The sequence below is a fragment of the Streptomyces sp. ICBB 8177 genome (assembly GCF_003144095.1).
GTDB lineage: Bacteria > Actinomycetota > Actinomycetes > Streptomycetales > Streptomycetaceae > Streptantibioticus_D.
In genome coordinates this window covers 1261809-1288395 of record NZ_NSKH01000023.1, presented here as the reverse complement: position 1 = coordinate 1288395, position 26587 = coordinate 1261809, and the positions used below count along the sequence as shown (strand labels likewise).

Genomic DNA, 26587 nt, shown 5'->3' with positions numbered 1-26587 from the left:
CCTCAATTGTGCCTGGCTCCGCCGCGCAACCGGGTGACGCGGTCGCCGACGCCCCAGGTGGTGACCCGCCACAGCGCCTCGACGACGATGTTGCGGCTCATCTTGGAGTCGCCGCGTTCGCGTTCGACGAAGGTGATCGGCACCTCCACCACGTGGAAGCCCTTCTTCACCGCGCGCCAGGCCAGGTCGACCTGGAAGCAGTAGCCCGCCGAGGCCACCTCGTCCATGCCCAGGCCCTCCAGGGTCTCCTTGCGGAAGGCCCGGTAGCCGCCGGTGACGTCACGGATCGGGACGCCGAGCATGAGGCGCGAGTAGGTGCTGCCGCCGCGGGAGAGGAACTCGCGCGACTTGGGCCAGTTGACGACCCGTCCGCCGGGGATCCAGCGCGAGCCGAGCACCAGGTCGGCGCCCTTGAGGGCGGTCAGCAGCCGGGGCAGTTCCTCCGGCTGGTGGGAGCCGTCGGCGTCCATCTCGACCAGCACCCCGTAGCCGTGGTCGATGCCCCAGCGGAAGCCCGCCAGGTACGCGGCGCCGAGCCCCTCCTTGCCCTTGCGGTGCAGCACGTGGACGTGGTCGTCCGCGTCGGCGAGTTCGTCGGCGAGCTTCCCGGTGCCGTCCGGGCTGTTGTCGTCGGCGACCAGCACGTGCGCCTCGGGCACCGCGGCCCGCACCCGGCCCACGATCGGCTGGACGTTCTCGGCTTCGTTGTAGGTCGGGATGATGACCAGGACCTCGCCGAGCGGACCGAACTGCCTGCCCCTGGTGTCGCCGAGGGTGGCCTTTCCGCCGTCGTTCACTGCTTCCCCTTACGTTCCGGACGTCCCCGCCGGCTCAGCCAGATCGCGGCGGCGCAGGACAGGACGCCCACGATAGCGAGTGTCCACTCCGGTACCGCGCCGATCCGGTCCGCCACGGTGGTCTGGTCGCGCAACGGGAGGTTGACGTCGAGGACCGCCCGGGTGAATTCCTTCGTGTGCGCCTCGACCTTGCCGTTCGGGGCGACGAGGGCGCTGATGCCGCTGGTGGCCGCCGCGACGACCGCGCGGCCGTGCTCGACGGCGCGCAGCCGGTACATGGCGAGCTGCTGCTCCGGCTGCCCGCTGCGCCCGTAGGTGGCGTTGTTGGTCTGTACGACGATGGCGCGGGCGCCGGCGTCGACGGTGTCGCGGACGATGCCGTCGTAGGCCACCTCGAAGCAGATGACGTCACCGAGCTTCGCCGGGCCCATCTGCATCACGCCGGTGTGCTTGCCGGGGTAGAAGTCCTTGGGGATCTCGTCGAGGCGGCTGATGACCTTGGTGAGTTCCTTGCGGAACGGCACGTACTCGCCGAACGGCACCGGGTGCTGCTTGGTGTACTCCGCGCCCGGGCCGCTCAGCGGGTCCCACAGGATGCCCTCGTTCTGCACGTGCTGGGTGTCCGGGCCGTCGACCAGCGCGCCGACCAGCACCGGCACGCCGACCGCCCGCACCGCCTGGGTGATCTTGGCGTAGGCCTGCGGGTAGGCGAACGGGTCGAGGTCGGAGGAGTTCTCCGGCCAGATCACCAGGTCCGGCCTGGGCGCGCGGCCCGCCTGGATGTCCTTGGCCAGTTGCAGGGTGGCCTGGACGTGGTTGTCGAGGATCTGCATCGGGCGGCCCAGGAAGTGCATGCCGGGGCGGGCGACGTTGCCCTGCACGACGGCGACCCGCATGGTGCCGTCCGCCTTCGTGGGCACCGGCACCGCGAAGGCGGCGCACAGCACGGCGGCGGCCAGCACGACCCGCGCCGCCGCACCGGTCACGGCGCGCACGGTGCGGCCCTCGCCGCGCAGCCGCCACAGGGCCAGGACGCCCGCGGCCAGCAGCCCGCCGCACAGCGCGACGCCGAAGGTGACCAGCGGCGCGCCGCCGAGCGCCGCGAACGGGGTGAACGGCGATCCGGCGTTGGCGAATGCCAGCCGCCCCCACGGGAAGCCGCCGAACGGCAGCCGGTCGCGGGCCGCCTCCTCGGCCACCCACACGCAGGCGCCCCACAGCGGCCAGCCGGGCAGCCGTGAGGCCAGGGCGAGCGCCGCGCCGAGCGGGACGAAGAAGGCCGCCTCGATGACCGAAAGGCCCACCACGGCGTCCCAGCCGACGACGTGCAGCCACTGCAGCAGCCAGACGAAGAACGGCACCGCGAAGACGAAGCCGGTCCAGGCGGCCTGCTTGGGCCGTCTGCCCTTCGTGAGCAGGGCGAGCGCGGTCACCGCGACGACGGACAGCTGCCAGTAGCCGTAGGGCGGGAAGGCGGCCGCGAGCGCCAGGCCGCTGAGGACGGCCAGGACGCTGCGGCGCCAGTCGGCACGCAGGGCCGCGGCCGTGCGGCGCACACGGCCGGGCCGGCGCGGCGCGGCGGCACCGGCCTGGCCGCCCTGCGCGCCCTTGGGCCGGCGGCCCGTACCGCCGGGTGGCGACGCGGTGGCGGTGTCGGGTCGCGGAGACACGCGGGTCTTACCTCTTCTGCTTCTGCCGCCGCGGACACCTGGGGGACGGTCGCGGCGCGGACGACCGGGCGGCTGGGCCACCCGTGGTCCAGTGACGGTACAACGCAACGGTGCCAGGAGGGCGTACGGGGGCGCAAAGGGTTGTCCACGGGCCGCTTTGCCCGGTCTTTCCCCGACAGGGGCCCGCAGGCTCCCCGGTGGCCCTCGGCCGCGTTCGCCGGCTGCGGTGCGGGAACTGCGGATGGGGGCCCGGAACGCCCTTCGGGCCGACCTGGAACCCGCTGGCTGCGGATCGACCGAGAGCCGTTGTCTACTGAGCGTCCGGGCCCCACCCGGGTCGCACCCGCCGCCCGGGCGGCATCCCCCCTGACCCGCTCGGGCGGGGAAGGGGCCCTGGCGGGCCGTGCTCGGCGTACCGCGAGCCCTGGACCTGGCTCCCAGTGGTGGTGCGCGTGCCGCGCGCCACCCCATGGCCCAGCTGCGGTCGCCGGGAAGCACGAGGGATCCCGGGTCGGACGTCCTGTGGTGGACTCCGCCGAACCTACTCGCCCGCGACCGCAGCCTGTCAACACCCGTGTGACCTGCGGCAATTCGACAAATCAGCAGGTCAGTGCGGGGCCTGCCGGGCAGGCGCGACAGGCCGAGGGATCATCGTTCGGCGGTACGCGCGCCACCGCGGGTCACCCGTTCGGCCGCGCGTGCACGACACGGCCCGCCACGACGGTGCGCAGGGCGTGCGGAAGCGGCTGCCCCGGGGTGAGGTCGGGCAGTCCCGGGGTGCCGGAGCGGGGGTCGGTCGACCAGTTGGCGACGCGTTCGTCGGGCACCTGGACGACGAGGTCACCGGCCCCCCAGACGGCGTAGTCGGCCGGCGCGCCGGGCACCAGGGTGCCCGCGTCGTCACGCCGGATCGCCCGCCAGCCGCCGCGGGTGTGGGCGGTGAAGGCGGCACGCACCGAGATCCGGTGCTCCGGGGTGCGGTGGAACGCGGCGGCGCGCACGGCGCCCCAGGGGTCGAGCGGCGTGACCGGGCTGTCGGAGCCGAGGGCGAGCGGCACGCCCGCCTTGAGCAGCGCGGCGTACGGGTTGAGACCGCGGGCGCGGTCGGCGCCGAGGCGGGCCGCGTACATGCCCCCGTCGCCGCCCCACGCAGCGTCGAAGGCGGGCTGGACGGAGGCGACCAGGCCCAGTTCCGCGAAGCCGTCGATGGCGGCGGCGTCCAGCATCTCGGCGTGCTCCACGCGGTGCCGGGCGGCGCGGACCCGCTCGACGCCGACGCGGGCGGCGGCCCGGCGCACCCCGTCGAGCACGGCGGCGACGGCGGCGTCCCCGATGGCGTGGAACCCGGCCTGGACCCCGCCCTCGGTGCACACCGTCACGTGGTCGGCGATGCGCTCTGCGGTCAGGTAGGCGGTGCCGGTGTGCCCGGCGTCCGCGTACGGGCTGCTCAGGCAGGCGGTGTGGGAGCCCAGGGAGCCGTCGACGAACAGGTCTCCGGCGGCACCCAGCGCGCCGAGGTCGCGGATCGCGTCCAGGTCGGCGGGGCGGCTCACGGCCTGCGCCCAGTAGCCGAAGACCCGCGGGCCCGGTTCGGCGGCGGCCAGCGCGAGCAGGCCGGTCAGGTCGTCCTGCGAGGAGATGTCGGGCCCCGCGCACTCGTGCAGGGCGCCGATGCCCTGGGAGGCGGCGTGCCGCAGGGCGGTGCGCTGGGCGTCGGCGCGCTGGGCGGGGGTGACGGCCGCCAGCGCGGCGCGGCGCACGGCGTGGTGGGCGTCGCGGGTCAGCGGGGCGTCGTCGTGGTAGCCGTCAAGGCCTCGGGCCCGCCGCGCCAGCGCGGTGCTGACGAGCGCCGAGTGGACGTCGGTACGGCTGAGGTAGAGGGGACGGCCGGCGCACGCGGCGTCGAGTTCGGCGCGGGACGGCGGGCGGCGCTCGGGCCAGCGGGTCTCGTCCCAGCCGTGTCCCAGCAGCACCTGGTCGGCGGGGCGGGCGGCGGCGTGCTCGGCGACCCGGGCGAGGGCGTCGGCCAGGCCGGTGGCGGCGGCCAGGTCGAGCCCGGTGAGCGCGAGACCGGTGGAGGTGGTGTGCACGTGGGCGTCGGTGAACGCCGGGGTGACCAGCGCGCCGTCCAGGTCCACGACCTCGTCGACGGAGTCGGCGAAGCCGTCCGCCGCGCCCTCGGAGCCGATCCACGCGACGGTGGGGCCGTCGGTGACCATGGCGGTGGCGAAGGGGTCGGCGGGGCTGTACACGCTGCCGCCTCGCAGCAGCACGGTGCCCGGGGGGCGCTCGTCGTTCATGCGCACCAGTCTGGCGCCTGCCGGCGGCGCGCCCGCACCCGGGTTGATCCACGGCGGCCCCGAGCGCGGCGAAGGCGGCCGGGAGGGGCTACAGGTGCGGGGGGCGGGCCTCGTAGGGCGTGGAGAGGACCACGGTGGTGCGGGTGGAGACGCCGGCCAGGCTGCGGATGCGGGCCAGCAGGTGTTCCAGTGCGCCCGGGGTGGCCACGCGGACCTTGAGGATGTAGTTCTCCTCGCCCGCGACGCTGTGGCAGGCCTCGATCTCGGGGACGTCGGCGAGCCGGTCCGCGATGTCGTCGGGGGCGCTGGGGTCGAAGGGCGCGACCGAGATGAACGCGGTCAGGGACAGGCCGACCGCCTCGGGGTCGACGATCGCCGCGTAGCCGCGGATCACCCCTCGCTGCTCCAGCCTGCGCACCCTCTGGTGCACGGCCGAGGTGGACAGGCCGGTGGCCTTGCCCAGGTCGGTGTAGCTCATCCGCCCATCGGCGACGAGCAGCTCCACGATCCGCCGGTCCAGCTCCTCCACGCCGCCCAACCTATCGCCTCGCGGGGATCAGGGCGCGCGTGGGGTTGCGCGCCCCGTGCGCCCCCTCGTGTGACGAATGCCACAGGCCGTGCTCCGGTGGGTTGGCGCCGGGGCGATTATCGGCTGGGCGTGGCGGGAAATGCTCTGCTCGGGCCGTGGACGTCGCGTCCGGCCCGACCCGCCCGCCAAGGGGCGCCCGTCACAGGGGGAGAACCACCATGCGCGCATTGAAGCGGCAAAGCCGCGGTGACCGCACGCGGTCCGCGCTCGAAGACGAGCCCGGCCCGGCCGTTCCGCAGGCCGTCGAGGACGGCATCGCCGACGCCGAGGACACCGACGAGCAGTTCGACACGGCTGAAGCCGCCGGGGAGTTGGGCGACCTCGACGAGGAGTCCTTCGGCATCTTCCGGGTGCACTGCCCGGACTGCGCCCGGCCGATAGCGCTGCTCGCGGACGAGGAGACGCTCCCGGAGCACGCGCTGTGCCCGTCGCCGTGGAACCCGTTCGGCCTCACGGTGTGCGCCGGTTCCGGCCGTTCGGTCGCGGACGCACGGCCGGTCGAGGAGGACGAGGAGGGGACCGAGGGGGACGTCGCCGCCCTGCTCACCCTGCCCGCGGGGCTCGACTGGCGCACCCAGCCGTTCTCGCACGCGGGCGGCCCGGGGTCGCGCCCCATGCGCCTGCCCGAGATGCGCACCCCGCGCGCCTGACATGACGTAGGCGGGAGAGACAGCACGGGCCATCGAACTGCCCTCCGCGTGCAGTCACTTGACGGCAGGTCACCCTGAACACTGACGGCACGTCGGAGACGGAGAAGGGCCGCACCGCCGCGAGGTACGGCCCCTTCCGTACGGTTCAGCCCCGGCTCTCCGGGCCCGCAACGTGACGGGCGATCACCATGCGCTGGATCTGGTTGGTGCCCTCCACGATCTGGAGCACCTTGGCCTCCCGCATGTAGCGCTCGGCGGGGAAGTCGGCGGTGTAGCCGTAGCCGCCCATCAGCTGGACCGCGTCCGTGGTCACCTTCATCGCGGTGTCGGTGCACAGCAGCTTGGCCATCGCGGCCTGCTTGCCGAACGGCTGCCCGGCGTCCCGCAGTCGCGCGGCGGCCAGGTAGAGCGCGCGGCCCGCCTCGATCGCGGTGGCCATGTCGGCGACCATGAAGCGCAGCCCCTGGAAGTCGACCAGCGGGCGGCCGAACTGCCGCCGCTCGGCGAGGAACCGCAGCGCCTCGTCCAGCGCGCCCTGTGCGACCCCTATCGCGCAGGCGGCGATCCCGAGGCGCCCGGAGTCGAGGGCGGACAGCGCGATGGAGAAGCCCTGGCCCTCCTCCCCGACCCGCCGGGTGTCGGGCACCCGCACGCCGTCGAAGTGGACCTGCGCGGTGGGTGAACCCTTCAGGCCCATCTTGCGCTCCGGGGCCGCCGCGCTCAGGCCCTGCGCGTCGCCGGGGACGAGGAACGCGGTGATGCCGCGCGGCCCCTCCGCCCCGGTGCGGGCCAGCACCGTGTAGAAGTCCGCCACGCCGCCGTGGGTGATCCACGCCTTGGTGCCCTCGATGACCCAGTCGTCGCCGTCGCGCGTGGCGCGGGTGCGCAGGCTGGCGGCGTCGGAGCCCGCGCTGGGCTCGGACAGGCAGTAGGCGCCCAGCAGTTCGCCACCCAGCATGGCGTCGAGGTGCTCGGCGCGCTGCGTCTTGGTGCCGAACTCCGCGAGCGCGTGGCAGGCGAGGGTGTGGACGCTGACGCCGAGGCCCACGGTGAGCCGGACCGCGGCCAGCTCTTCGAGGACCTGGAGGTAGACCTCGTACGGCTGCTCGCCGCCGCCGTGTTCCGCCGGGTACGGCAGGCCCAGCAGGCCGGCCGCGCCGATGGTGGTGAAGACCTCGCGCGGGAAGCGCCCCGCGTCCTCCTCCTCGGCGGCCCGGGGCCGGATCTCCCGCGCGGCGATGTCGCGGGTGAGGCCGAGCAGGTCGCGGGCCTCCTCGGTGGGCAGGTGACGTTCGACCGGCTGCGGGCCGTCGGCGGGCATGGCGGCGTTCCTCCCTGTCGGGCGGGTCGGCGGCGGGCCAGGGGTGGGGCAGCGCCGCCGCATGGATGTACCCTCGGCCGATGATCTCCCGCCGGGTCGCGGTCTGGGCTGATCAGCGGTCTGTGGCGGTTGGAGTATGCCCGATCGGGCGCTGTTCGTCACGGGCGGCGATGCCGCGCACGGGCCCACCCGGAGGCATGACGGTCGTACACGTCGCGTTCGCGCCACACGCGCCGCCACGCACCCGCCACACGGCGCCCGACTCCCGGCACCACGGCGCCTCGGACCCGATCCGGCGGGGTCCCCGCGTCAGCGCGGTCCTGTCACGTGGTCCGCTCGAACGCCATCAGCCGGTAGACCGGGTCGCGCCGGGCGCCGCGCGGATCGGGCAGCGCGGCGAGCAGGCCGATCAATCGCCCGGCCGCGTCGTCCGTGACGCGTACGGCCGAGGGCAGCCTTCCGGCACGCACGTCCGCCGCGACGCCCAGCGGGGTGCGGCCCTGGCCGTACCCGGTGAAGGCGGTCTCCCCCGCGGGCCGCAGGCCCGCCCGGGCGGCGCGCGCGGTGATCGCGTCGGCCGCGTCGCGAGCGCCGCTCACCCGGTACGGCGCGAGCAGGGCGTCGATGTCGCTGCCGACGTCGTGACCGGCGTCCTTGTCGACGGTGGTCACGAGGACGCCGCCCGGGCGCAGCAGCCGTGCCGCCTCGGAGACGACGTCGGCCGCCCGGGGCAGCAGGTGCAGCAGCCAGACCGCGCACACGGCGTCGAAGGACCGCGCCGCGAAGGGCAGTCGCAGGCCGTCCGCCCGTACGACCCGGCCGCCCAGCCGGGGCGCCGCGACCGCGGTCATGCCCGCCGAGGCGTCCGCGCCGACGACCCGCAGACCCGGCCGGCGCAGCCGCTCGGGCACCAGCCCGGTCCCGCAGCCGACGTCGAGCAGGTCGCCGGCGGACGCGGGCAGCAGGCGCAGCACCGCTTCCGCCGCGGCCCGAGCCCTGGGCACTCCCCCGCGTGTGGCGTCGTACCGGGCCGCCTCGCCGTCGTAGTCCAGCACCTCCCGCGCTCAGTGGCGGTGGGTCACCGTGTGGTGGGTGACGACGTGATGCGTGACGACGTGGTGGGTCACCGTGTGGTGGACGACGGTGTGGTGGACCACGGTCGTGGTGTGGTGGTGGCTCGCGCAGCCGGTGGCCAGCACGGCGGTGGCGGCCAGGGTGACGGCCGCGGCGGCGGTCCGCACACGGGACGCGGTCTTCACACGGGACAACGTGGTGCTCCTCGGTCGGCTCTCGATGCCGGGCATGTTCCTGCCATCGGCGCGTCGATCGTACCGTTCGCCGCACAGCTTGCGGACAGGGAGCCCCGGCCAAGTGCCGTGCCGGGACGGTGCGTCGGCGCGCCGCCGGGTGCCCGTCACTCCTCGCGCGCTCCGCTGCCGAGCGCCGTGCGCGCCGCTCGCCCGCGGACGTACGCGCTCACCTCGGAGCCGCGGAACGCCTCGGCCACCTGGACCAGCCAGAGCGCCTCCGCGTCGATGGTGCCCGGCAGCGTCGGGGCAGGGTGTCCCGCCTCCGGGTCCTCCCCGTGGCGGCGGCCGTGCCTGCGGTTCTCCAGGGCGGCGGCGAGCGTGGCAGCCTCCGCCACGGGCCCGCGCGGGCCCGCCGGGTCCAGATCGGCGATCCGGGAGGCCACGTGAGGATCGTGGTACGGGCGCAGCGCGAGGGCGGCGTCGTGGATCTCGATGATGCGGCGGTAGAGCGCGAACTGCGCGCGCCAGGGCGGCAGTCGGTGCGGTGGCCGTCCGGGGGCCAGCGCGATCTCGGGGAGTTCGGCGTGCAGCGCGGACCACAGCGGCTCCAGCGCCCGGTACCGCCGGTGCGCCCGCAGCCAGCGCAACGGGGCGGCCACGCGGGTTCCCCACAGTGTCGCGGTGGCACCGGAGACGGTCAGCACGGCGCAGATCACACCGAGCACGTTGGAGAGCGTGTCCTCGCCGCCGTCCTGCACGCCGCCGAGCAGCACGTCGGCCACGTCGTCCAGCGACCACGCGGTCCACAAAGCACCGGCCACGATCGCCGCGGTGGTCAGTCCGAGACCGAAGCGCAGCGGCCCGGGTCCCGCGCGGCGGGCGTGCGGCACGATCACCCGGGTCAGCACCAACAGACACCAGATGGCGTAGCAGGTGAACAACGCGTCGTACGACGACAGCAGGATCCGCGCGGCCGGCCCGTGAACCGCCATGGAACCGCCGCTCACCCTGGGGTCGGCGCCCAACAGCAGTACGGCGGAGACGAGTTGGACCGCGACCGCGACGAGCACGTGGCATCGCAGGTCCGGCCCTACGGGGACGGAGTCGGCGGCGCCGTCGGTCCGAGGGGACCCTTCTCGACGGGCCGTCGGGGCGGCTAGAGGGGAAGGCGCCACCTCGTAAGGGGCCTCGTTCGCGAGCGAGAGCGCCAGCAGGGCCAGGAAGCTCAGGGCTGCCGTCTTCACCGAGTTGCCGGCCAACTCGACCACGGCCCCCGGCAGCAGGGCGTCCAGCCAGGACAGCGTCGCCGGGGTGAGCAGGACGAGGGACGTCCCGAGGCAGAGCGCGAAACCGCAGACGTAGCGCTGCGCGGGGTCGGCGCCGTGGCCACGGGCGAGCAGGACACGGTAGCCGCCGAACCCGGCGAGCACGGCCGCCGCGACGTACGCGATCAGCTCAACCACGGTGCGCGCCCCGGCAGTCCGTCGGGCTGAGCAGCGACTCGACCCGGTTGCGCGGAACGAGGGCCGGTGGCCGCAGTCCGTCGTCGCGGGCGGCCCGGCAACGGATCAGTGAGGCGACGAGTTCGGCCTCGCGTTCCTGCGGTTCGGTGTAGACCGTGCGTCCCAGCACCCGCTGGACCAGTGCCGGGGGCAGATTGGGCATGAGCAGCCGCGCGGCGGAGGTGGCCGACGGGGCGGTGTCGTAGTGGCCGCAGATGATGTGGGCGGCTTCGTGGAGCAGGATGTGCTGCTGGTGCAGGGGGGTGGTGTCCGCCGCGTAGAGGATGCAGTCCGCGCGGTCGGTGGTGACCAGCAGCCCGCAGGGTGTGTGGGGGCGGTCGGTCACCGGTATCAGCTCGATCGGCCTGCCCCGGGTCCGGGCCAGCGAGGCGATGAAGGCGAACGCGTCGAACGGGCGCGGCAGTTCGAGCGCGTCCACCGTCTGCCGGCACCGCAGCTTCAGCCGGCGTCCTTCCCGCAGCGCGCGCAGGCGCCCACCCGTACTCACCCGCCGTACCTCTTCCGCCGTGCCGAGTGCGCCTGATCCCGCGCCGGTCGGGCCGACGAGCGCGGGAGCGCGCTCAGTCGCCGGGTCCCAGAGTGCCACCACCGCCGCGCTCCCGGCGGGCGATCACGTCGATCATGTCGCTGATGGTGCCCACGCCTTCGGGCGAGAGGTTCACCGCGCGCAGCGCGACGCTGCGCACTCCGGCGTCCCGCAGCGCACCGAGCAGTTCCAGTTCCTTGGCGACGGCGGCGCCGCGGTCGTCGTCGAAGAAGTAGGCGACGGGAACCTGGAAGAACTGGGCGAGTGCCTCCAGATGGCGTTTGGTGGGATTGTCCCGGCGGCCGGTGCGCAACTGCCACAGGTAGGTCGCCGAGAAGCTCTCCCCGGTCGCCTCGCGGCAGGCCTTGGCGACCTCTTCGTGGCTGAACTGCTCGTGGTTGGGCCGTCGTACGACCCGGAACAGCGCGTCGATCTTCTCGGCCAGCGTCGACGCCTGCGGGCGAGGTGTCGCCGCCGTCGGTTCCGGCGGAGCCATCCGCCACCTCCCTCGGTCCGTCCCGATCGCTCCGGCCCCGGCCACCACGCGCCCGACCGACCCGGCCATCCATCCTAGCTGGTAGCACATCGATGTCATCCCCTTTACCGCGCACGCCAGTTGACGGGTTTCGGCCGATGGAAGCCGCCGTACGGAACCCGCACGGAACCGGGGATTCACGGTGGGCGCCGACCGGATGCCGCTCAGGCACAGGCGTGCCGGCCGATGGTCAGCTCCACCTCTCCCCTGTCCCGGCGAACTCCCGGATCGTCCAGGTGCGGCCGTCGATCGACGTGCCGGCGCCCGTGGTGTAGGGCGGGACCACGAGGACCGCGCCCTCGGGTCCGCCGGTGCGCAGTACGGCGTCGGCGACCACCCCGTCCGAGAAGCGCAGATCCAGCTCGACCGGCCACGGGTCCGCGGCGAACGCACGGGGGTCGGACAACCCCTGCACACGGCAGCGAGCCCCCGGGAACAGGTGCGTGTGGCCGCAGACGGCCGGACGGGTGTCCGCTTCGCGGGACCTGGCGGAGGGCTCTGGCATGGAGACTCCCGAACGCGCGTGACGGTGGGTCCCGCCAGTGTGCCGCCGCAGCACCACCGCCGGCCCGCGCCACCACCGCGGCAACCACTCGTGGATGCCGCTCGGTGGGGTGGTTTCCCCCGGGCGGCGGGGGCCTGCGTCGCCGGCCCGTTCAGCCGGACTGAGCGGGACCGGGCCCGTCGTGGATGGTCAACGCTCCGGCGAGGTCGAGTTCGGCGACGGTGCCGTGCGCCCCGGCGCGGACCAGCAGCACCGCACCGAGCGCGGTGCTCCAGAACGTCCTGGCCTCCACGTTGAGCGGTCGTCGGGCGCTCCAGCCGCGGCTGTCGACGAGCCGGCTCACGAAGCGCTCGGACTGACGGAACAGCAACTGGAGGTGCTGGTCGACCACGGGGGCGAGTTCGGGTTTGGAGATCCCTGAGGCGAGTGCTCGCGTGACCGACGGGAGCGAGGGCATGGCCAGTACGGCGCGGGCGATGTTGCGTCGGAATGTCGCCGCGTCGGGGGCCTGGCGGCCGATGCGTTCGATCCGCCGGGCGTCGTGCAGCAGCCCGAGGAAGGCGGCGTGCACGAGGAGCGAGTCCTTGGAGCCGAAGTAGTAGGTGACCTGGTTGGGGAAGGCGCCCGCCGCGTTCGCGATCTCCGCGACGCTCACCTCGGCGCCGGGCCGCTCCGCGCAGAGCCGTGCGGCCGCCTCGATCAGCCGGTGCCTCGTCGCGCGACCGCGGTCGCGCGGCCGAGCCGACGGTGGCCGGGCTTCGGTTCGCTTCTTCTCCACACCGGAATTGTATGTGATACAACAACAGCGTTCACTTGTATCGCATACAAGAAGGGTTGAAGGGCATGCACCGGACTGAGGTCGTGGTGACCGGACTCGGCGCGATCACACCGCTCGGGGCGGACGTGGCGTCCACCTGGGACGCCCTGCTGGCCGGCGAGTCCGGCATCCGCGGCGGCGTCCTGCGCGGCCACGAGGACGCCGGCCTTCCCGGCATCGTCGCGGGGACGATGGCGACCGACCCCGCCGGGGCGCTGCCGCCGGTGCGGGCCAGGCGGCTCGACCGCTCGCAGCAGGCGGCCCTGGTCGCGGCGGCCGAAGCCTGGGCCGACGCCGGTACGCCGGAGGTGGACCCGGACCGGCTCGCCTCGGCTGTCGGCACGGGCATCGGGGGCGTCGGGACGCTGCTCAGGGAAGACGACGTACTGGAGTCGGCCGGGACGCGGCGCGTCTCGCCACGCACGGTCCCGATGCTCATGCCCAATGCGGCGGCGGCGCTGATCAGCATCGAATACGGCGCGCGGGCCGGCGCGTACACGCCGGTCTCGGCGTGCTCGTCCGGCGCCGAGGCGATCGCGCTGGGGGCCAGGCTCATCCGTGCCGGCGAGGCGGACGTGGTGATCGCGGGCGGGACCGAGGCCGCGATCACACCGATCACCGTTGCCGGCTTCGCCCAGGCTCAAGCGCTGTCGCGCCACACCGCCGAACCCGCGTCCGCGTCCCGGCCGTTCGCCGCGGACCGCAGCGGGTTCGTCCTCAGTGAGGGCGCCGCTGTCGTGGTGCTGGAAAGCGCCGAGCACGCAGGCGCCCGGGGCGCGCGCGTCCACGCGGTGCTGGCGGGAGCCGGCGTCGCCGCCGACGCCCACCACATCACGGCGCCCGCCGCGGACGGTTCCGGTCAGATCTCGGCCATGCGAAAGGCCCTCGCGCAAGCCGGCCTGCGTCCCGAGCAGATCAGCCACGTCAACGCCCACGCCACCGGAACCCCGGTCGGTGACGTCGCCGAGGCGCGTGCGATCCGGGAGGTCTTCGGCCGCGCCACCGTGACGGCCCCCAAGGCGGCACTCGGCCATCTCTTCGGCGCGGCCGGTGCGATCGAAGCGCTCGTCGCCGTCCTCAGTGTGGAGCACGGCGTCATCCCGCCGACCCGTAACCTCGCCACGGCCGGCGTCGGACCCGACATCGACCTCGATGTCGTCGCCGAGCGACGAGACGTCCCCCAGGAGGCCGTGCTCACCAACTCCTTCGGCTTCGGCGGGCAGAACGTCTCACTCGTCATCACCGACACGACCCGCACGACGACACCGGGCTGAGGGACGGCCTGAACGGCAGGACGACGACGGGCACGGAGCGCGGCGTCCGGCCGCACGCGCCGGCGTCCGCGCCCCGCCCGGCGCCCACCATGCACATCCGCGCACGTACGACTCCGCACGCACTCCCGTACGCCCCCGAAGCGTCGCCGAAGTGCCCCCGCCGCAGGCCGCCCGCTATGTCGCGAACGGCCCGCATCCCCCCGACTGCTCTCCCTCACTCCGCCAGGTCACGGCGTTCGACCACGTGCCGGAAGAGGGGAAGGTCACAGCCATGGCAACTGCTGCGCCAACGGCGTCTCCCCTAGCCTTTCCCCATGACGGTCCTACCCGACGACGGGCTTTCCCTGGCCGCCGACTTCCCCGAAGCCACCCGCGAGCAGTGGCAGCGCCTCGTCGAAGGCGTGCTGCGCAAGGCGGGTAAGGACGACGTGTCGGGCACGGCGGCGGAAGACGCACTGGCCACCAGGCTCCAGGACGCGCTGGTCACCGGTCCGCTGTACGCGGCCGAGGACGGCACGGGGGCGGATCCGGGCTTCCCCGGGTTCCCGCCGTATCTGCGCGGCGGACGGCCGGACGGCACCACGGCCGCAGGCTGGGACGTACGCCAGCGGCACGTGGACCCCGATCCCGAGCGGGCCAACGCGGCCGTGCTCGCCGACCTGGAGAACGGCGCGACCTCCCTGTGGCTGGTCACCGGTGCCGCCGGGCTCGCGGTCGCGGACCTGCCGAGGGCGCTGGACGGCGTCTATCTCGACCTGGCCCCGGTCGTGCTGGAGGCGGGCGAGGAGTTCGAGGCGGCGGCCGAGGCACTGCTGGCGCTGTACGGCGAGCGTGAGGTGCCGGGATCCGCCGCGCTCGGCAATCTGGGCGCGGATCCGCTGGGCCTGGCCGCGCGCACCGGCCGCCACGACCGGATCGCGGAGCACTCGCGGACCGCGGGCCGGCTCGCGCAGCGGTGCCTGGACGCGTACCCCGGTGTGCGCGCGCTGACGGTGGACGCGATGCCGTACCACGAGGCGGGTGGCTCGCCCGCGCAGGAGCTGGGCTGCTCCCTCGCCACCGGCGTCGCCTACCTGCGGCTGCTGACGCAGGCCGGGCTTTCGGTGGACGCGGCGTGCGGGCAGCTGGAGTTCCGTTACGCGGCGGACGCCGACCAGTTCCTGACCATCGCGAAGCTGCGCGCGGCGCGGCGGTTGTGGTCGCGGGTCGCCGAGGTGTCCGGGGCGGCGCCGGGCTCGGGCGCGCAGCGGCAGCACGCGGTGACCTCGCCGGTGATGATGACGCGGCGCGACCCGTGGGTGAACATGCTGCGCACGACGGTGGCCTGCCTGGGCGCCGGGGTGGGCGGCGCGGACGCTGTGACCGTGCTGCCGTTCGACGAAGCGATCGGCCTGCCGGACGCCTTCGCCCGGCGCATAGCGCGCAACACCTCCTCCATCCTCGTCGAGGAGTCGCACCTGTCGCGGGTCATCGATCCGGCGGGCGGTTCCTGGTACGTCGAGCGGCTCACCGACGAACTGGCGCGGGCGGCCTGGGCGTGGTTCCAGGAGATCGAACGGGCCGGAGGCCAGGAGTCTGCGCTGCGGACCGGGCTGGTCGCCGAGCGCCTGGAGTCGGCCTGGCGGGAGCGTTCCGGCAGGCTGGCCCGGCGGCGCGAACCCATCACCGGCGTCAGCGAGTTCCCGCTGCTGGCCGAGCAGCCGGTCGTGCGCGAGCCCGCGCCGACGGGCCCTGCGGGCGGGCTGCCGAGGGTCCGGCGCGACGAGGCGTTCGAGGCGCTGCGGGCGCGGTCCGACGCGCACCTGGCGGCGACCGGGCAGCGGCCCGCGATCTTCCTGGCCGCGCTCGGTCCGGCGGCGGCCCACACCACCCGGGTGACTTTCGCGTCCAACCTCTTCCAGGCGGGCGGCATCCAGCCGGTGCACGACCCGGTGACGGTGGACGCGGCCTCGGCGGCGGAGGCGTTCGCGCGCAGCGGCGCCCGGGTGGCGTGCCTGTGTTCCAGCGACGCGCTGTACGCGCAGGAGGCCGAGGCGGTCGCCGGGGCGCTCAGGTCGGCCGGTGCGCAGCGGGTGTTCCTCGCGGGGCGGCCGGGCGAGCTGCAAGGCGCCTTGGAACGCGCGGGAGTTGACGAGTTCGTCTTCGCGGGCGGTGACGCGGCGGCCGTACTGTCCGCCGTCCTCGACCAGTTGGGAGTGGCGTGATGCAGGGCAGTGCCGGACAGCCGGCCTCCATCCCGGACTTCTGCGACGTCCCGCTCGACGGCGACGCGCCCGGGACCGATGCCGGCCAGTGGCGTGACGCGGTCGCCGAGGCGACCGGCAAGGGGCCGCAGGACCTGGTGTGGGAGACGCCCGAGGGCATCGGCGTCAAGCCGCTGTACACCGCGGACGACCTGGCCGGGCTCGACTTCCTTGGCACCTATCCGGGCATCGCGCCCTACCTCCGCGGCCCGTACCCGACGATGTACGTCAACCAGCCCTGGACGATCCGGCAGTACGCGGGATTCTCGACCGCCGAGGAGTCCAACGCGTTCTACCGGCGCAACCTGGCGGCGGGTCAAAAGGGCCTGTCGGTGGCGTTCGACCTGCCGACGCACCGCGGCTACGACAGCGACCACCCCCGGGTGACCGGTGACGTCGGCATGGCGGGCGTGGCGATCGACTCGATCTACGACATGCGGCAGTTGTTCGACGGCATCCCGCTGGACCGCATGAGCGTGTCGATGACGATGAACGGCGCGGTGCTGCCGGTGCTGGCGCTGTACATCGTGGCGGCCGAGGAGCAGGGCGTGCCGCCTACGATGCTGGCGGGGACCATCCAGAACGACATCCTCAAGGAGTTCATGGTCCGCAACACCTACATCTATCCGCCGCAGCCGTCGATGCGGATCATCTCCGACATCTTCGCGTACACCTCGCGCAGGATGCCGCGCTACAACTCGATCTCCATCTCCGGCTACCACATCCAGGAGGCCGGGGCCACGGCCGACCTGGAGCTGGCCTACACGCTCGCGGACGGTGTGGAGTACCTGCGGGCGGGCCTGGGCGCGGGGCTGGACGTGGACGCGTTCGCGCCGCGGCTGTCGTTCTTCTGGGCGATCGGCATGAACTTCTTCATGGAGGTCGCCAAGCTGCGCGCGGCGCGGCTGCTGTGGGCGAAGCTGGTGAAGGGGTTCGACCCGAAGAACCCCAAGTCCCTTTCGTTGCGCACCCATTCGCAGACCTCGGGCTGGTCGCTGACCGCGCAGGACGTCTTCAACAACGTCACCCGCACCTGCGTGGAGGCGATGGCGGCGACCCAGGGCCACACCCAGTCGCTGCACACCAACGCGCTGGACGAGGCGCTGGCGCTGCCCACCGACTTCTCCGCGCGCATCGCCCGCAACACCCAGCTGCTGCTCCAGCAGGAGTCGGGCACCTGCCGGGTGATCGACCCGTGGGGCGGCAGCGCGTACGTCGAGCGCCTCACCTACGACCTGGCGCGGCGGGCCTGGCAGCACATCCAGGAGGTCGAGGCGGCGGGCGGCATGGCCGAGGCGATCGACGCGGGGATTCCCAAGCTGCGCGTCGAGGAGGCCGCGGCGCGCACCCAGGCGCGCATCGACTCCGGGCGCCAGCCGGTGATCGGCGTCAACAAGTACCGGGTGGAGTCCGACGAGCAGATCGACGTGCTCAAGGTGGACAACTCCTCGGTGCGCGCCCAGCAGATCGAGAAGCTGCGCAGGCTGCGGGCCGAACGCGACGAGGCCGCCTGCCAGGACGCGCTGCGCGCGCTGACCAGGGCCGCCGAGCAGGGCCCCTCCGGGGACGGCCTGGAAGGCAATCTGCTGGCGCTCGCGGTGGACGCGGCCCGTGCGATGGCGACGGTCGGCGAGATCTCCGACGCCCTGGAGAAGGTGTACGGCCGCCACGCGGGCCAGATCCGTACCATCTCCGGTGTGTACCGAGACGAAGCGGGGACCTCGCCCGGGGTGGAGCGCACCCGCAAGCTGGTGGAGGCGTTCGAGGAGGCGGAGGGCCGCAGGCCGCGCATCCTGGTCGCCAAGATGGGGCAGGACGGTCACGACCGCGGCCAGAAGGTGATCGCCACCGCCTTCGCCGACCTGGGCTTCGACGTGGACGTCGGCCCGCTGTTCCAGACGCCCGCGGAGGTCGCGCGGCAGGCGGTGGAGGCCGACGCGCACATCGTGGGGGTCTCGTCGCTGGCGGCGGGCCATCTGACGTTGGTGCCGGCGCTGCGCGAGGAGCTGGCGCGGGCGGGCCGCGACGACATCACCATCGTCGTGGGCGGCGTGATCCCGCCGCAGGACGTGGAGCCGCTCAAGGAGATGGGCGCCGCCGCGGTCTTCCCGCCGGGCACGGTGATCCCGGACGCGGCCTACGACCTGCTGACGGATCTGGCCGCCGCGCTCGGTCACGAGTTGTGATCGCATGGCGCGGGTGATCGATCTCGACGCGTACGTCAAGGGTGTGCTGGACGGCTCGCGCGCGCAGGTGGCGCGGGCCATCACGCTGGTGGAGTCCAGCAGGCCGGACCACCGCGGGCTCGCGCAGCAGCTCCTGGTCGAGCTGCTGCCGCACGCCGGTCGGGCCCGCAGGATCGGCATCACGGGTGTGCCGGGGGTCGGCAAGTCGACGTTCATCGACGCCCTGGGCACGTTGCTGACCGGCATGGGCCACCGGGTGGCGGTGCTGGCGGTGGACCCGTCCTCGTCCCGTACCGGCGGTTCCATCCTGGGCGACAAGACCCGGATGGAGCGGCTGGCGGTGGACCCGGCGGCGTTCGTGCGGCCCTCGCCGAGTTCGGGGACGCTGGGCGGGGTGGCCCGGGCGACCCGGGAGACCATGGTGGTGGTGGAAGCCGCCGGCTACGACGTGGTGCTGGTGGAGACCGTGGGCGTGGGCCAGTCGGAGACCGCCGTGGCCGGCATGGTGGACACCTTCCTGATGCTCACCCTGGCCAGGACCGGCGACCAGTTGCAGGGCATCAAGAAGGGCGTGCTGGAACTCGCCGACGTCGTCGCCGTCAACAAGGCGGACGGTCCTCACGAGCGCGACGCGAAGGCGGCCGCGCGTGAACTGGCGGGCGCACTGCGGCTGATGCAGCCGGTGGACGCGGCCTGGACTCCCCCGGTGCTCACCTGCAGCGCGCGCGAGGGCAGCGGCCTGGACGCGTTGTGGGAGCGGCTGGAGCAGCACCGCACGCTGCTGGAGTCCACCGGGCGTCTGGCCGCCAAGCGCCGTGACCAGCAGGTGGCGTGGACCTGGGCGATGGTGCACGAGCGGCTGCTGACCCGGATGCGCGAGCACCCGGCGGTGCGCCGCCTGGTTCCCGAGCTCGAACAGCGGGTCAGGGAGGGCACGTTGACCGCTACCCTGGCCGCCGACCGGCTGCTGGACGCGTTCGGGGAGGGCGACGGACCTGGTGGTCCGGGCGGTTGCGGTGGTCACGGCGCTCACGGCGAGGGCTGACCGGCCGCGCCCGGGACGGACGGCCTCTTTGCGTACGCCGCCGCACGCGCGAGATTGAAGGGGCGGGAGCCTTCGGGCTCCGGCTGTCGGCGGGAGTCGTCGGGCTCCGGCCGTGGCGTCGGCGACGGGAAGCGGACATGAACGGCTCCGCACCACTGGGCAGGGTCCTGGGCGTGCCGCTGCGCGTCCACTGGTCCGCCCCGGTCCTGGTGCTGTTCCTCGGCGTGGGCCTGGCCGGGCAGACCCTGCCCGCGTGGGTGCCCGGCCGCTCGCGCGCCGTCTACGACACGGCCGGGCTGGTCGGCGCGCTGCTGCTGACCGCGAGCCTGCTGCTGCACGAGACGGCGCACGCGCTGACGGCCCGGCGGTTCGGGGTGCGGGTGGACGACATCACCGTGTGGGGTCTGGGCGGTGTGACCCGTATGGGACGCCCCTCGACCCCGGGCGGGGAGCTGATGGTGGCGCTGGCCGGGCCGCTGGCCAGCCTGGTCACCGGTGGAGTGGCGGTGGCGCTGGGGTTCGGCGTGCGGGAGGCGCTGGGCTGGGAGGTACCGGCGGCGGTGCTGGTGTGGACCGGGTGGCTCAACGGGCTGCTCGCCGCGTTCAACCTGCTGCCTGCCGCCCCGCTGGACGGCGGGCGGGTGCTCCGGGCGGCGGTGTGGTGGCGCGGCGGCGACCGGGAGCGCGCGGAGCACGTGGCGGGGCGCGCGGGTCAGGGCGCGGGGCTGGCGCTGGCCGCCGCGGGCTTCGCGATGGTGGTGTACGGCTACGACTCGGGGCTGTGGCTGGCGCTGGTCGGGCTGTTCGTGTGGTCGGCGGCGATCGCGGAGGTCCGGCGGGCCGCGCTGGTGGGCGCGTTGCGTGGGGTGCGGGTGGGACGGCTGATGTCGGCCGCCCCGGACGCGGTGCCGGAGTGGCTGACGGTGGAGCGGTTCCTCGCCGGCACGGCCGGACGCGGGCCGCGGGCGGTGGTCCCGCTGGTCGACTTCGAGGGGCGGCCCAGCGGGGTGGTGGACGGCCGGCGGCTGGCCCTGGTCCCCGTCGGCCGCCGTGACGAGGTGCGGCTGCGGGACGCCGCGGTGCCGCTGGCGCGGTGCACGGTGGCGGCGCCGGACGACGAACTGGTGGAGGTGCTGGAGCGGGCGGGCGCGACCCCGCCGGTGCTGGTCGTGGAGGACGGGCGGCTGGTCGGCGTGGTCACCGCCGAGACGATCTCCCGCGCCGCCCTCCAGCGCATGCCGCGGCGCACGCACCGCACACCCTGACGGCCGCCGCGCTCGAAGCGTCACGCCGACGTGGCCGGGCCCGCCTGCCGGAGCAGCGCGCTCACAGCGCCGCGCGCGGCACGACCGCCGTCATCGCCTCCGCGGTCGAGGGCGCCTGGCTGGGGTTCTGCCGTTCGTACGTGGCGCGGCCCGCCGCGTCGCTGAGCTTGAGCAGGATCGCCACCAGCAGCCAGTTGGCGACGGTGGAGGAGCCGCCCTGGGCGAGGAAGGGCAGCGCCTTGCCGGTCAGCGGGATCAGGCCGGTGACACCGCCGACGACCACGAAGACCTGGAGCCCGATGGTGGCGGCGAGCCCGGCGGCCAGCAGCTTGCCGAACGGGTCGGTCAGCAGCAGCGCGGTGCGCAGACCGCGTTCGATCAGCAGCACGTACAGCAGCAGCACGGCGGTCACACCGGCGAGCCCGAGTTCCTCGCCGACCGTGGTGAGGATGAAGTCGCTGCGCCCGGCGAAGCCGATCAGCCAGGGGTAGCCCTGGCCGAGGCCGGAGCCCAGGACGCCGCCGCTGCCGAAGCTGAACAGGGCCTGCGCCGACTGGTCGGAGATCAGGCCCGGCGGGCGCTGCGCGGGCGGCAGGAAGATCGCCATCGGGTGCAGCCAGGCCACGACGCGCGCCTTGACGTGCGGCGACATCGATCCGACGACGCCCGCGCCGAGCGCGGCCATCAGGACGCCGAGGATCACCCAACTGCCGCGTTCCGTGGCGACGTACAGCATGACGATGAAGACGCCGAAGAAGATCAGCGAGGTGCCGAGGTCGTTCTCGAAGATCAGCACCAGCAGGCTGACCGCCCAGACCGCCAGGATCGGGCCGACGTTGCGGCCGCGCGGCAGGTTCATCCCCCACACCCGGCGCCCGGCGAGCGAGAGCGCGTCCCGGTTGGCCATCAGGTAGCCGGCGAAGAAGATGGCGATGGCGATCTTGACGAACTCGTCCGGTTCCAGTGACAGCGGGCCGATGAAGATCCACCGCTTGGCGCCGAAGGTGTCGCTGGGGAAGAACGCCGGCGCCAGCAGCAGCACCAGCGCGACGGCCATCGTCAGGTACGAGTACCGCTGGAGGATGCGGTGGTGCCTGATGACGACCAGCAGGCCGATGAACACCACCCCGGCCACGCTCATCCACATCACCTGTCCCGGAGCGCCCGGAGCGCCCGGTGAGGAGTGCGGGTACTCGGCGCGGTAGGAGATGTCGAGCCGCGCGATGAGCATCAGGCCCAGCGAGGAGAGCATCACGGCGAGCGGGAGGATCAGCGGGTCGGCGTAGGGCGCGAAGCGGCGTACGGCGAGGTGGGCGAGCAGCGCGAGCGCCCCCAGCCCGCCGCCGACGGTGAACAGGGAGCTGGGCACGGTGTCCCGCAGCGCCAGGCTCGCCCCGGCGTAGCCGAACATGCTCAACGCCACCGCGCCCACCACGAGCACCAGCTCGGTGTTGCGGCGGCGGCTCACACTCATCACTGCTCATCCACCCCTTTGCCACGGCCTGTTCGGCCTCGTCGGCCGCTAGGCCCCCGGCTAACTGTTGCACAAAGATGCAAGTGTTGGTGATTCGGTTCCGGGGCGGGGACCGAAGTGCCGGGCGGAAGGGGCCGGTTGTACGGGATCACCGGGGGCATCTCCCGGCGACCACCGCGGATGCCTCCCGCTCGCCCGTGGCGGTACGAGGTTACAGCCAGGACAGCAGCGCGTATCCGGCGACCGCCGCCGCGACGCCGAGCAGCAGGCTGCCGATCGCGTTGATCCCGGCCTCGGCCAGCGATCCGTCCTCCAGCAGCCGCATCGTCTCGAATCCGAACGTGCTGAACGTGGTGAACGCTCCGCAGACGCCGGTGCCCAGCAGCGAGGTGGCGTTGCCCGGCAGGCCGTGCGTGGCGGCGGCGCCGGTCAGGGCGCCGAGCACGAACGCGCCGGTGACGTTGACGGCGAACGTGCCCCAGGGGAAGACGCTGTCGTGGCGTGCCTGCACCGCCCTGTCCAGCAGGTAGCGCAGTGGCGCGCCGACGAGGCCGCCCAGGAAGACCAGGACGACGGGCATCAGGGGGCACCTTCCTCGGGGGTCGAACGGGGTTCCGGCGGCGTCAGCACGACGGCCTCCGCAGGTTCCAGGGTGACCAGGCGGCCGCCGGCGACCTCGGCGAGTTCCGGCAGGAAGTCGCGGACGCGCTGGTCGGTGTCGACGACGACCACGAGGACGGGCAGGCCCTCGGCCAGGTCGAGCAGCCGCGAGGTGTGGATGGCGCCGCCCGCGAAGCCCTCCACGCCCCGCAGGACGCTGGCTCCGGCCAGCCCGGCGCGGTGTGCGCGGTGCACGATCTCGGTGTAGAGCGGGCGGTGGTGGTACTGGTCGCCGTCGCCGAGGTGGACGGTCAGCCGGGTGACCGGACCGCTCAGCGGCTCCCTGGGCTGCCGGGCCCGCGGGGCCTCGGTCTCCTCGGCGTTCCGGTGGCGCAGGTGCGGGCTCATCGCTGCCCTCCTCGTCCGGGGTGCGGCCGGGAGGCCGCGGACTCGGACCGCGACGCGGTGCCGGTTGCCGCCTCTGGCTGCGGCGCGCTCTGCGCCGGCTCCGGGGCGAGGCCCGTCTCGCCACGGCGGCGCGGGCCCCGGCGCACCGGCAGGCCGCTGAGCCGCCGGGCCAGCACGATGCCGGTCCAGACCGCGGCGAGCCCGGCGACCAGGCTGCCGAGCGCGTACGCGTCGGCCAGCGACCAGTGGTGGGCGGCGAGCATGCCGCGCAGTTCCACGGTGTACGTGGAGAAGGTGGTGAAGCCGCCGAGCACGCCGACGCCGAAGAACGGCCGCAGGTAGCGCGAGGGCGGCCAGATCTCCAGGACGTAGACCATGAACAGGCCCAGGACGAAGCAGCCGCTGACGTTGGTCAGGAAGGTCGCCCAGGGGAAGCCGCCCGGCGAGGTGGGCAGGGCCCGCGCCAGTCCGTAGCGGGCGACGCTGCCCGTGCCGCCGCCGACCGCGATGACCGCCAGGACGTCCCACTGGCGCGACCGCGGCGGGCGGCGCCGGGGCCGCGGCGACTCGTCGGGGATGAGGTCGGGGTCGACCGGCAGCGTCTCGCCGGTCCTGGGCCGGTCGGTGGACGGCACGGGCGCGCCTCCTTGGTCGTCGGGGTGGTCGGGCTGGTGGCGCCGGCCCCCGCGGCCGTCGTGGCCGACGCCGGGTTCGCGGGGTCCGCGCGTCTCGGTTCGCGGGCCGGGGGCGTCCGGGCGGGACGGCAACGGCGGTGCGTCCGAGGCGCGGCGGCTGCGGGCCTGAGCGGGTGCGGGGGTCAAGATGCCCCGGGGCATGGTTCTCCTACCTGTCGTGTTGTGCCCGTCGTACGCGGGTGCCAGGTAGGGACCGTTGGCGACTGGTGACGGTCGCGGTTGCGGCGAGCCCCTCCGCCGTCTTCGGCGACCAGTTTACCGGTAGGCCGCCGAGTCCGGCCGTAGGACCGGACGGGCTCGGGGCGAGGCCCACGCGGCGCAGGAGGCGTGGTCACCGACGGCCGCGGCCGCTTCAGAAGGTGCGGAGCGAGGCGAGGCCGTCGACCTTCCTCCCGAGGCCGAGCGCGCGGGCCCGTTCGCACACGGCGACGGCCGCGGCCAGATCCTGCGCGGCGGATCCGATCGACTTGAACACCGTGACGTCCTCGTCGCCGCGGCGGCCCGGCGCCTGCTCGTTCAGCACCTCGGTCAGCGTGCGCGGTGCCGTGGCCGCCGCCGCGTCGAGCGCGTGCCAGGCGATGACGTCGCCCGACTGCGTCGCGACGGTGGCCGCGTCCACGTCGAAGACCACGGTGCCGGCCCGGGCCAGGACGGCGGTGTCGAGTTCGCGGACGCCGGGTGTGGTGGAGCCGATCGACACGATGTGCTGTCCCGGCTCGATCCACGCACCGCGCAGCGCGACCGGGCCGCCGTGCCCGGTGTTGGTCGCCACGACCACCACGTCCGTCGCGGCGACCGCCTCCTGCGGGCAGTCCACCGCGACGACCTCGATGCCGAGCCGGGCAGTCATGCGGGCGGCGAACGCCTCACGCCGCGCCTGCCGCGGGCTGAACACCTTCACCGTGCGCAGGTCGCGTACGGCGGCGACCGCCGTCAGGTTGGTCTCCGCCTCGAACCCCGCGCCGATGACGCCCGCGGCGGTCGCGTCCCGGCGGGCGAGGTGGCGAGTCGCCACGCCCGCGGTGGCACCGGTGCGCACGCCGGTCAGGTGGGCGGCGTCGAGTACGGCGACGACCTCACCGGAGGCGAGGTCGCACAGCACCAGCAGGTACCGCACGCCGCGTTCGAACGATCCGTGGAGCATCTTCAGTCCGAGCACGCCGGCGCGGCCCAGGATGGCGGGCAGCACACGGAAGAAGGTGTTCCCGGCCTCCAGGTCGGAGCGCGGCGGCAGTGCCAGTGCGGGACCGGGGGCCTCGCCGAGCGCCGTCTCCACGGCGTCGATCACCGCGGGCATCCGGCACGCCTCGCGCACCTCGTCGTCGCTCAGCAGCAGTGTGGTGCCCTCGGGCGGGACGGCCTCGGCGCGGCCTGCGGACGGCGTCGTGGGATCGAGCGGTTCCATGGCACTCCTCGACGTGGTGGACGGGACGGGACGAACGGGCGCGCTCCTGCGGCCTCTTGGCGTGGCCGGGCACGCGGCGTCCCGACGGCTGGGCCGGTCGGTCGTCCGCACGCGGGTGGCGCCGGATGCAGTGCGGGGACCGCCGGGCGGACCGCGAGCGTAACCGATTTAGTAACCAGTGGTCACTAATACCGGAGTGAGGGTTCTCACCCGAGGGCGACTTCCGGCCAATCGGGGAACCGAGGCGGCGGTCTCGTAGAGTCCGGCCATGGCCGACGCCGCGACACACCGACCCCACCCGGGACGCCCCGCGCAGCTCAGCCGCGAGCGGATCGTCGAGGCCGCCCTTTCGAGCGGGAACCTCGACGAGCTGACGATGCGCGAGCTGGCCGGGCGCCTGGGGGCCAGCCACAGCGCGCTCTACCGCTGGGTCAGGAACCGCGACCAGCTGTTCGACCTGGTCAGCGAGGTCATGGTCGAGCGGGTCCTGCCGCCGGAAGGCCCGGACGGACGGCACTGGCGGGCCTGGCTGGCGCAGGTGGCGTGGGCCATGCACGACCGGTTCCTCGCGGTGCCCGGCTACGCCACCCGCACCTCACGACCGCACCGCCACGCCGCCCGGCCCTTCGAACGGCTGCGGCGCGAGGTCGTCACCGCCTTCGCCGGTGCCGGCGTGAGCCCCGAACTGGCCGAACAGAGCTGGTACATCTTCATCACCTCCGTGGTCAGCTGGCTCGCGATCCACGAGAACCCGCTCGACCTCGGTGACGCCGCACCGCGCTTCGAACTCTTCCTCGACACGCTGCTGCGCGGCCTGCCGGCGCGAGAACCCGGCGTCGAACGCGAATGACCGCCACCACGCGGCCCGCGGCACCAGGCCCCGGCATGTCGCCGACGCGGTCGCAGCCGTGATGGAGAACACACAGCAGCCACAGAGGCAATGTGACGTGACGTCAAAAAGTAAGCCACGGCCACCGCGGAACACATCCAACGGCCACCTCTCCCCGGTGCCGCGTCAACGGTGTTGATCGTAATTTGAGGCGCCGGGAAGACCCCTGCGGCAAGCCTCTCAACAGGGGCGACGCCGACCCGGGCGTTTGACGAACGTGCCAACGGTTGTACCGTGAGGCGGCAGAGACGACGGCGACGCGCAACCCCTCGCGCGAGGGGTTGCGTTCCGATTTGGCGCGGCTCAAAGTGACAGTACGCAGCGGCAGTTGCGGATCCCGGGGTCCGGGAGGCCGCACGCCCGTCGGGAGGGGTGGCCATGGCGACCACGCACCACGCGCACCGGCGCCCGAACGCGCCTACAGCCACGGCCCCACCACCGCGCGAACCGTCCGGCACGCGGCGACCGCGCCATACGCAGCACTCGCACCCACCGGACGCCCCCCCGGGTCATTCGGACGGCAATTGAGCGACCGGCGTTCGACCCGCTCAGCGACCACGCGCCCACCAGGCGACAACAGGTCAACGTCCAGGCAACGTTTACTCAAATGACGTTCACGA

24 protein-coding genes are annotated in these 26587 nt (G+C 73.9%); 7 read left to right on the top strand and 17 right to left on the bottom strand.

The features are described 5' to 3' along the window. Positions 1 to 2 precede the first annotated feature (2 nt). From CK485_RS26025 to CK485_RS26010, 4 genes are all read right to left on the bottom strand, one after another. The gene (locus CK485_RS26025) at positions 3 to 797 is read right to left on the bottom strand and encodes a polyprenol monophosphomannose synthase (RefSeq protein WP_109454258.1); all 795 of its coding nucleotides are present in this window, start codon (positions 795 to 797) and stop codon (positions 3 to 5) included. Beyond that, positions 794 to 2353, bottom strand: a complete 1560-nt coding sequence (gene lnt / locus CK485_RS26020; protein WP_241968620.1) for an apolipoprotein N-acyltransferase — start codon at positions 2351 to 2353, stop codon at positions 794 to 796. Before lnt ends, CK485_RS26025 begins: the two co-directional genes overlap by 4 nt. A 794-nt stretch (positions 2354 to 3147) precedes the next feature. Next, on the bottom strand, positions 3148 to 4767 hold the full coding sequence (locus tag CK485_RS26015) for an amidohydrolase (RefSeq protein ID WP_109454257.1): 1620 nt from the start codon (positions 4765 to 4767) through the stop codon (positions 3148 to 3150). Positions 4768 to 4855: 88 nt separating this feature from the next. After that, entirely contained in the window at positions 4856 to 5296 is a 441-nt protein-coding gene (locus CK485_RS26010; protein ID WP_109454256.1) for an Lrp/AsnC family transcriptional regulator, read from the bottom strand. Between the two features lie 218 nt (positions 5297 to 5514). On the opposite strand from CK485_RS26010, the gene CK485_RS26005 reads away from it, so the two are divergent. Then, on the top strand, positions 5515 to 6006 hold the full coding sequence (locus CK485_RS26005; protein WP_109454255.1) for a hypothetical protein: 492 nt from the start codon (positions 5515 to 5517) through the stop codon (positions 6004 to 6006). 145 nt (positions 6007 to 6151) lie between these two features. Here the strand turns inward: CK485_RS26005 and CK485_RS26000 are convergent, their stop codons facing one another. From CK485_RS26000 to CK485_RS25965, 8 genes are all read right to left on the bottom strand, one after another. Then, positions 6152 to 7327, bottom strand: a complete 1176-nt coding sequence (locus tag CK485_RS26000; RefSeq protein WP_109454254.1) for an acyl-CoA dehydrogenase family protein — start codon at positions 7325 to 7327, stop codon at positions 6152 to 6154. A gap of 323 nt (positions 7328 to 7650) precedes the next feature. Beyond that, positions 7651 to 8382 (bottom strand): class I SAM-dependent methyltransferase, encoded by a 732-nt coding sequence (locus CK485_RS25995; RefSeq protein WP_109454253.1) that lies wholly within the window; start codon positions 8380 to 8382, stop codon positions 7651 to 7653. A 9-nt stretch (positions 8383 to 8391) separates the two neighbouring features. Continuing rightward, positions 8392 to 8595 (bottom strand): hypothetical protein, encoded by a 204-nt coding sequence (locus CK485_RS25990; protein ID WP_199239505.1) that lies wholly within the window; start codon positions 8593 to 8595, stop codon positions 8392 to 8394. Positions 8596 to 8741: 146 nt separating this feature from the next. After that, positions 8742 to 10040, bottom strand: coding sequence for an MAB_1171c family putative transporter (locus CK485_RS25985; RefSeq protein ID WP_109454251.1), 1299 nt, complete (start codon positions 10038 to 10040; stop codon positions 8742 to 8744). Next, the gene (locus CK485_RS25980; protein WP_199239504.1) at positions 10033 to 10587 is read right to left on the bottom strand and encodes a ParH-like protein; all 555 of its coding nucleotides are present in this window, start codon (positions 10585 to 10587) and stop codon (positions 10033 to 10035) included. Before CK485_RS25980 ends, CK485_RS25985 begins: the two co-directional genes overlap by 8 nt. Before the next feature lie 73 nt (positions 10588 to 10660). Beyond that, on the bottom strand, positions 10661 to 11122 hold the full coding sequence (locus CK485_RS25975; protein WP_109454250.1) for a helix-turn-helix domain-containing protein: 462 nt from the start codon (positions 11120 to 11122) through the stop codon (positions 10661 to 10663). A gap of 229 nt (positions 11123 to 11351) precedes the next feature. Then, positions 11352 to 11666 (bottom strand): hypothetical protein, encoded by a 315-nt coding sequence (locus CK485_RS25970; RefSeq protein ID WP_241968580.1) that lies wholly within the window; start codon positions 11664 to 11666, stop codon positions 11352 to 11354. A 151-nt stretch (positions 11667 to 11817) separates the two neighbouring features. Beyond that, positions 11818 to 12444, bottom strand: a complete 627-nt coding sequence (locus tag CK485_RS25965; protein WP_109454249.1) for a TetR/AcrR family transcriptional regulator C-terminal domain-containing protein — start codon at positions 12442 to 12444, stop codon at positions 11818 to 11820. Between the two features lie 65 nt (positions 12445 to 12509). On the opposite strand from CK485_RS25965, the gene CK485_RS25960 reads away from it, so the two are divergent. From CK485_RS25960 to CK485_RS25940, 5 genes are all read left to right on the top strand, one after another. After that, positions 12510 to 13757: a beta-ketoacyl-[acyl-carrier-protein] synthase family protein gene (locus CK485_RS25960; RefSeq protein WP_109454248.1), complete on the top strand. Its 1248-nt coding sequence runs from the start codon at positions 12510 to 12512 to the stop codon at positions 13755 to 13757. 314 nt (positions 13758 to 14071) lie between these two features. After that, positions 14072 to 15961, top strand: a complete 1890-nt coding sequence (locus tag CK485_RS25955) for a methylmalonyl-CoA mutase family protein (RefSeq protein WP_109454247.1) — start codon at positions 14072 to 14074, stop codon at positions 15959 to 15961. Further along, positions 15961 to 18186, top strand: a complete 2226-nt coding sequence (scpA, locus tag CK485_RS25950) for a methylmalonyl-CoA mutase (RefSeq protein WP_109454246.1) — start codon at positions 15961 to 15963, stop codon at positions 18184 to 18186. Before CK485_RS25955 ends, scpA begins: the two co-directional genes overlap by 1 nt. Before the next feature lie 4 nt (positions 18187 to 18190). After that, positions 18191 to 19231 carry a methylmalonyl Co-A mutase-associated GTPase MeaB gene (meaB, locus tag CK485_RS25945; RefSeq protein ID WP_109454245.1) on the top strand — a complete coding sequence of 347 codons (1041 nt, stop codon included), beginning with the start codon at positions 18191 to 18193 and terminating at the stop codon, positions 19229 to 19231. A gap of 137 nt (positions 19232 to 19368) precedes the next feature. Continuing rightward, positions 19369 to 20496, top strand: coding sequence for a M50 family metallopeptidase (locus CK485_RS25940; protein WP_109454244.1), 1128 nt, complete (start codon positions 19369 to 19371; stop codon positions 20494 to 20496). A 61-nt stretch (positions 20497 to 20557) separates the two neighbouring features. Here the strand turns inward: CK485_RS25940 and CK485_RS25935 are convergent, their stop codons facing one another. The 5 genes from CK485_RS25935 to CK485_RS25915 all read right to left on the bottom strand — a co-directional run bounded on the left by CK485_RS25935 (position 20558) and on the right by CK485_RS25915 (position 25078). After that, positions 20558 to 21970, bottom strand: a complete 1413-nt coding sequence (locus CK485_RS25935) for an FtsW/RodA/SpoVE family cell cycle protein (protein WP_109454243.1) — start codon at positions 21968 to 21970, stop codon at positions 20558 to 20560. Positions 21971 to 22181: 211 nt separating this feature from the next. Next, a complete protein-coding gene (gene crcB, locus CK485_RS25930; protein WP_109454242.1) occupies positions 22182 to 22550 on the bottom strand; it encodes a fluoride efflux transporter CrcB in 369 nt (122 codons plus the stop codon). Further along, the gene (locus tag CK485_RS25925) at positions 22550 to 22978 is read right to left on the bottom strand and encodes a DUF190 domain-containing protein (RefSeq protein ID WP_109454241.1); all 429 of its coding nucleotides are present in this window, start codon (positions 22976 to 22978) and stop codon (positions 22550 to 22552) included. The genes crcB (CK485_RS25930) and CK485_RS25925 overlap by 1 nt, the downstream gene beginning before the upstream one ends. After that, positions 22975 to 23613: a fluoride efflux transporter CrcB gene (gene crcB / locus CK485_RS25920; protein WP_241968579.1), complete on the bottom strand. Its 639-nt coding sequence runs from the start codon at positions 23611 to 23613 to the stop codon at positions 22975 to 22977. Before crcB (CK485_RS25920) ends, CK485_RS25925 begins: the two co-directional genes overlap by 4 nt. A gap of 412 nt (positions 23614 to 24025) precedes the next feature. Then, the gene (locus tag CK485_RS25915) at positions 24026 to 25078 is read right to left on the bottom strand and encodes an ornithine cyclodeaminase family protein (RefSeq protein ID WP_109454239.1); all 1053 of its coding nucleotides are present in this window, start codon (positions 25076 to 25078) and stop codon (positions 24026 to 24028) included. A 268-nt stretch (positions 25079 to 25346) separates the two neighbouring features. Between CK485_RS25915 and CK485_RS25910 the strand changes: the two genes are divergently transcribed. Next, on the top strand, positions 25347 to 25928 hold the full coding sequence (locus CK485_RS25910) for a TetR/AcrR family transcriptional regulator (protein WP_109454238.1): 582 nt from the start codon (positions 25347 to 25349) through the stop codon (positions 25926 to 25928). The last annotated feature ends 659 nt before the right edge of the window (positions 25929 to 26587 follow it).

Coding starts and splice junctions, on each gene's coding strand:
- CK485_RS26015 (WP_109454257.1), bottom strand. CDS start 4,767: ATGAACGACGAGCGCCCCCCGGGCACCGTGCTGCTGCGAGGCGGCAGC.
- CK485_RS26005 (WP_109454255.1), top strand. CDS start 5,515: ATGCGCGCATTGAAGCGGCAAAGCCGCGGTGACCGCACGCGGTCCGCG.
- CK485_RS26000 (WP_109454254.1), bottom strand. CDS start 7,327: ATGCCCGCCGACGGCCCGCAGCCGGTCGAACGTCACCTGCCCACCGAG.
- CK485_RS25975 (WP_109454250.1), bottom strand. CDS start 11,122: ATGGCTCCGCCGGAACCGACGGCGGCGACACCTCGCCCGCAGGCGTCG.
- CK485_RS25970 (WP_241968580.1), bottom strand. CDS start 11,666: ATGCCAGAGCCCTCCGCCAGGTCCCGCGAAGCGGACACCCGTCCGGCC.
- CK485_RS25960 (WP_109454248.1), top strand. CDS start 12,510: ATGCACCGGACTGAGGTCGTGGTGACCGGACTCGGCGCGATCACACCG.
- CK485_RS25955 (WP_109454247.1), top strand. CDS start 14,072: ATGACGGTCCTACCCGACGACGGGCTTTCCCTGGCCGCCGACTTCCCC.
- scpA (WP_109454246.1), top strand. CDS start 15,961: ATGCAGGGCAGTGCCGGACAGCCGGCCTCCATCCCGGACTTCTGCGAC.
- meaB (WP_109454245.1), top strand. CDS start 18,191: ATGGCGCGGGTGATCGATCTCGACGCGTACGTCAAGGGTGTGCTGGAC.
- CK485_RS25940 (WP_109454244.1), top strand. CDS start 19,369: ATGAACGGCTCCGCACCACTGGGCAGGGTCCTGGGCGTGCCGCTGCGC.
- CK485_RS25935 (WP_109454243.1), bottom strand. CDS start 21,970: ATGAGTGTGAGCCGCCGCCGCAACACCGAGCTGGTGCTCGTGGTGGGC.
- crcB (WP_109454242.1), bottom strand. CDS start 22,550: ATGCCCGTCGTCCTGGTCTTCCTGGGCGGCCTCGTCGGCGCGCCACTG.
- CK485_RS25925 (WP_109454241.1), bottom strand. CDS start 22,978: ATGAGCCCGCACCTGCGCCACCGGAACGCCGAGGAGACCGAGGCCCCG.
- CK485_RS25915 (WP_109454239.1), bottom strand. CDS start 25,078: ATGGAACCGCTCGATCCCACGACGCCGTCCGCAGGCCGCGCCGAGGCC.
- CK485_RS25910 (WP_109454238.1), top strand. CDS start 25,347: ATGGCCGACGCCGCGACACACCGACCCCACCCGGGACGCCCCGCGCAG.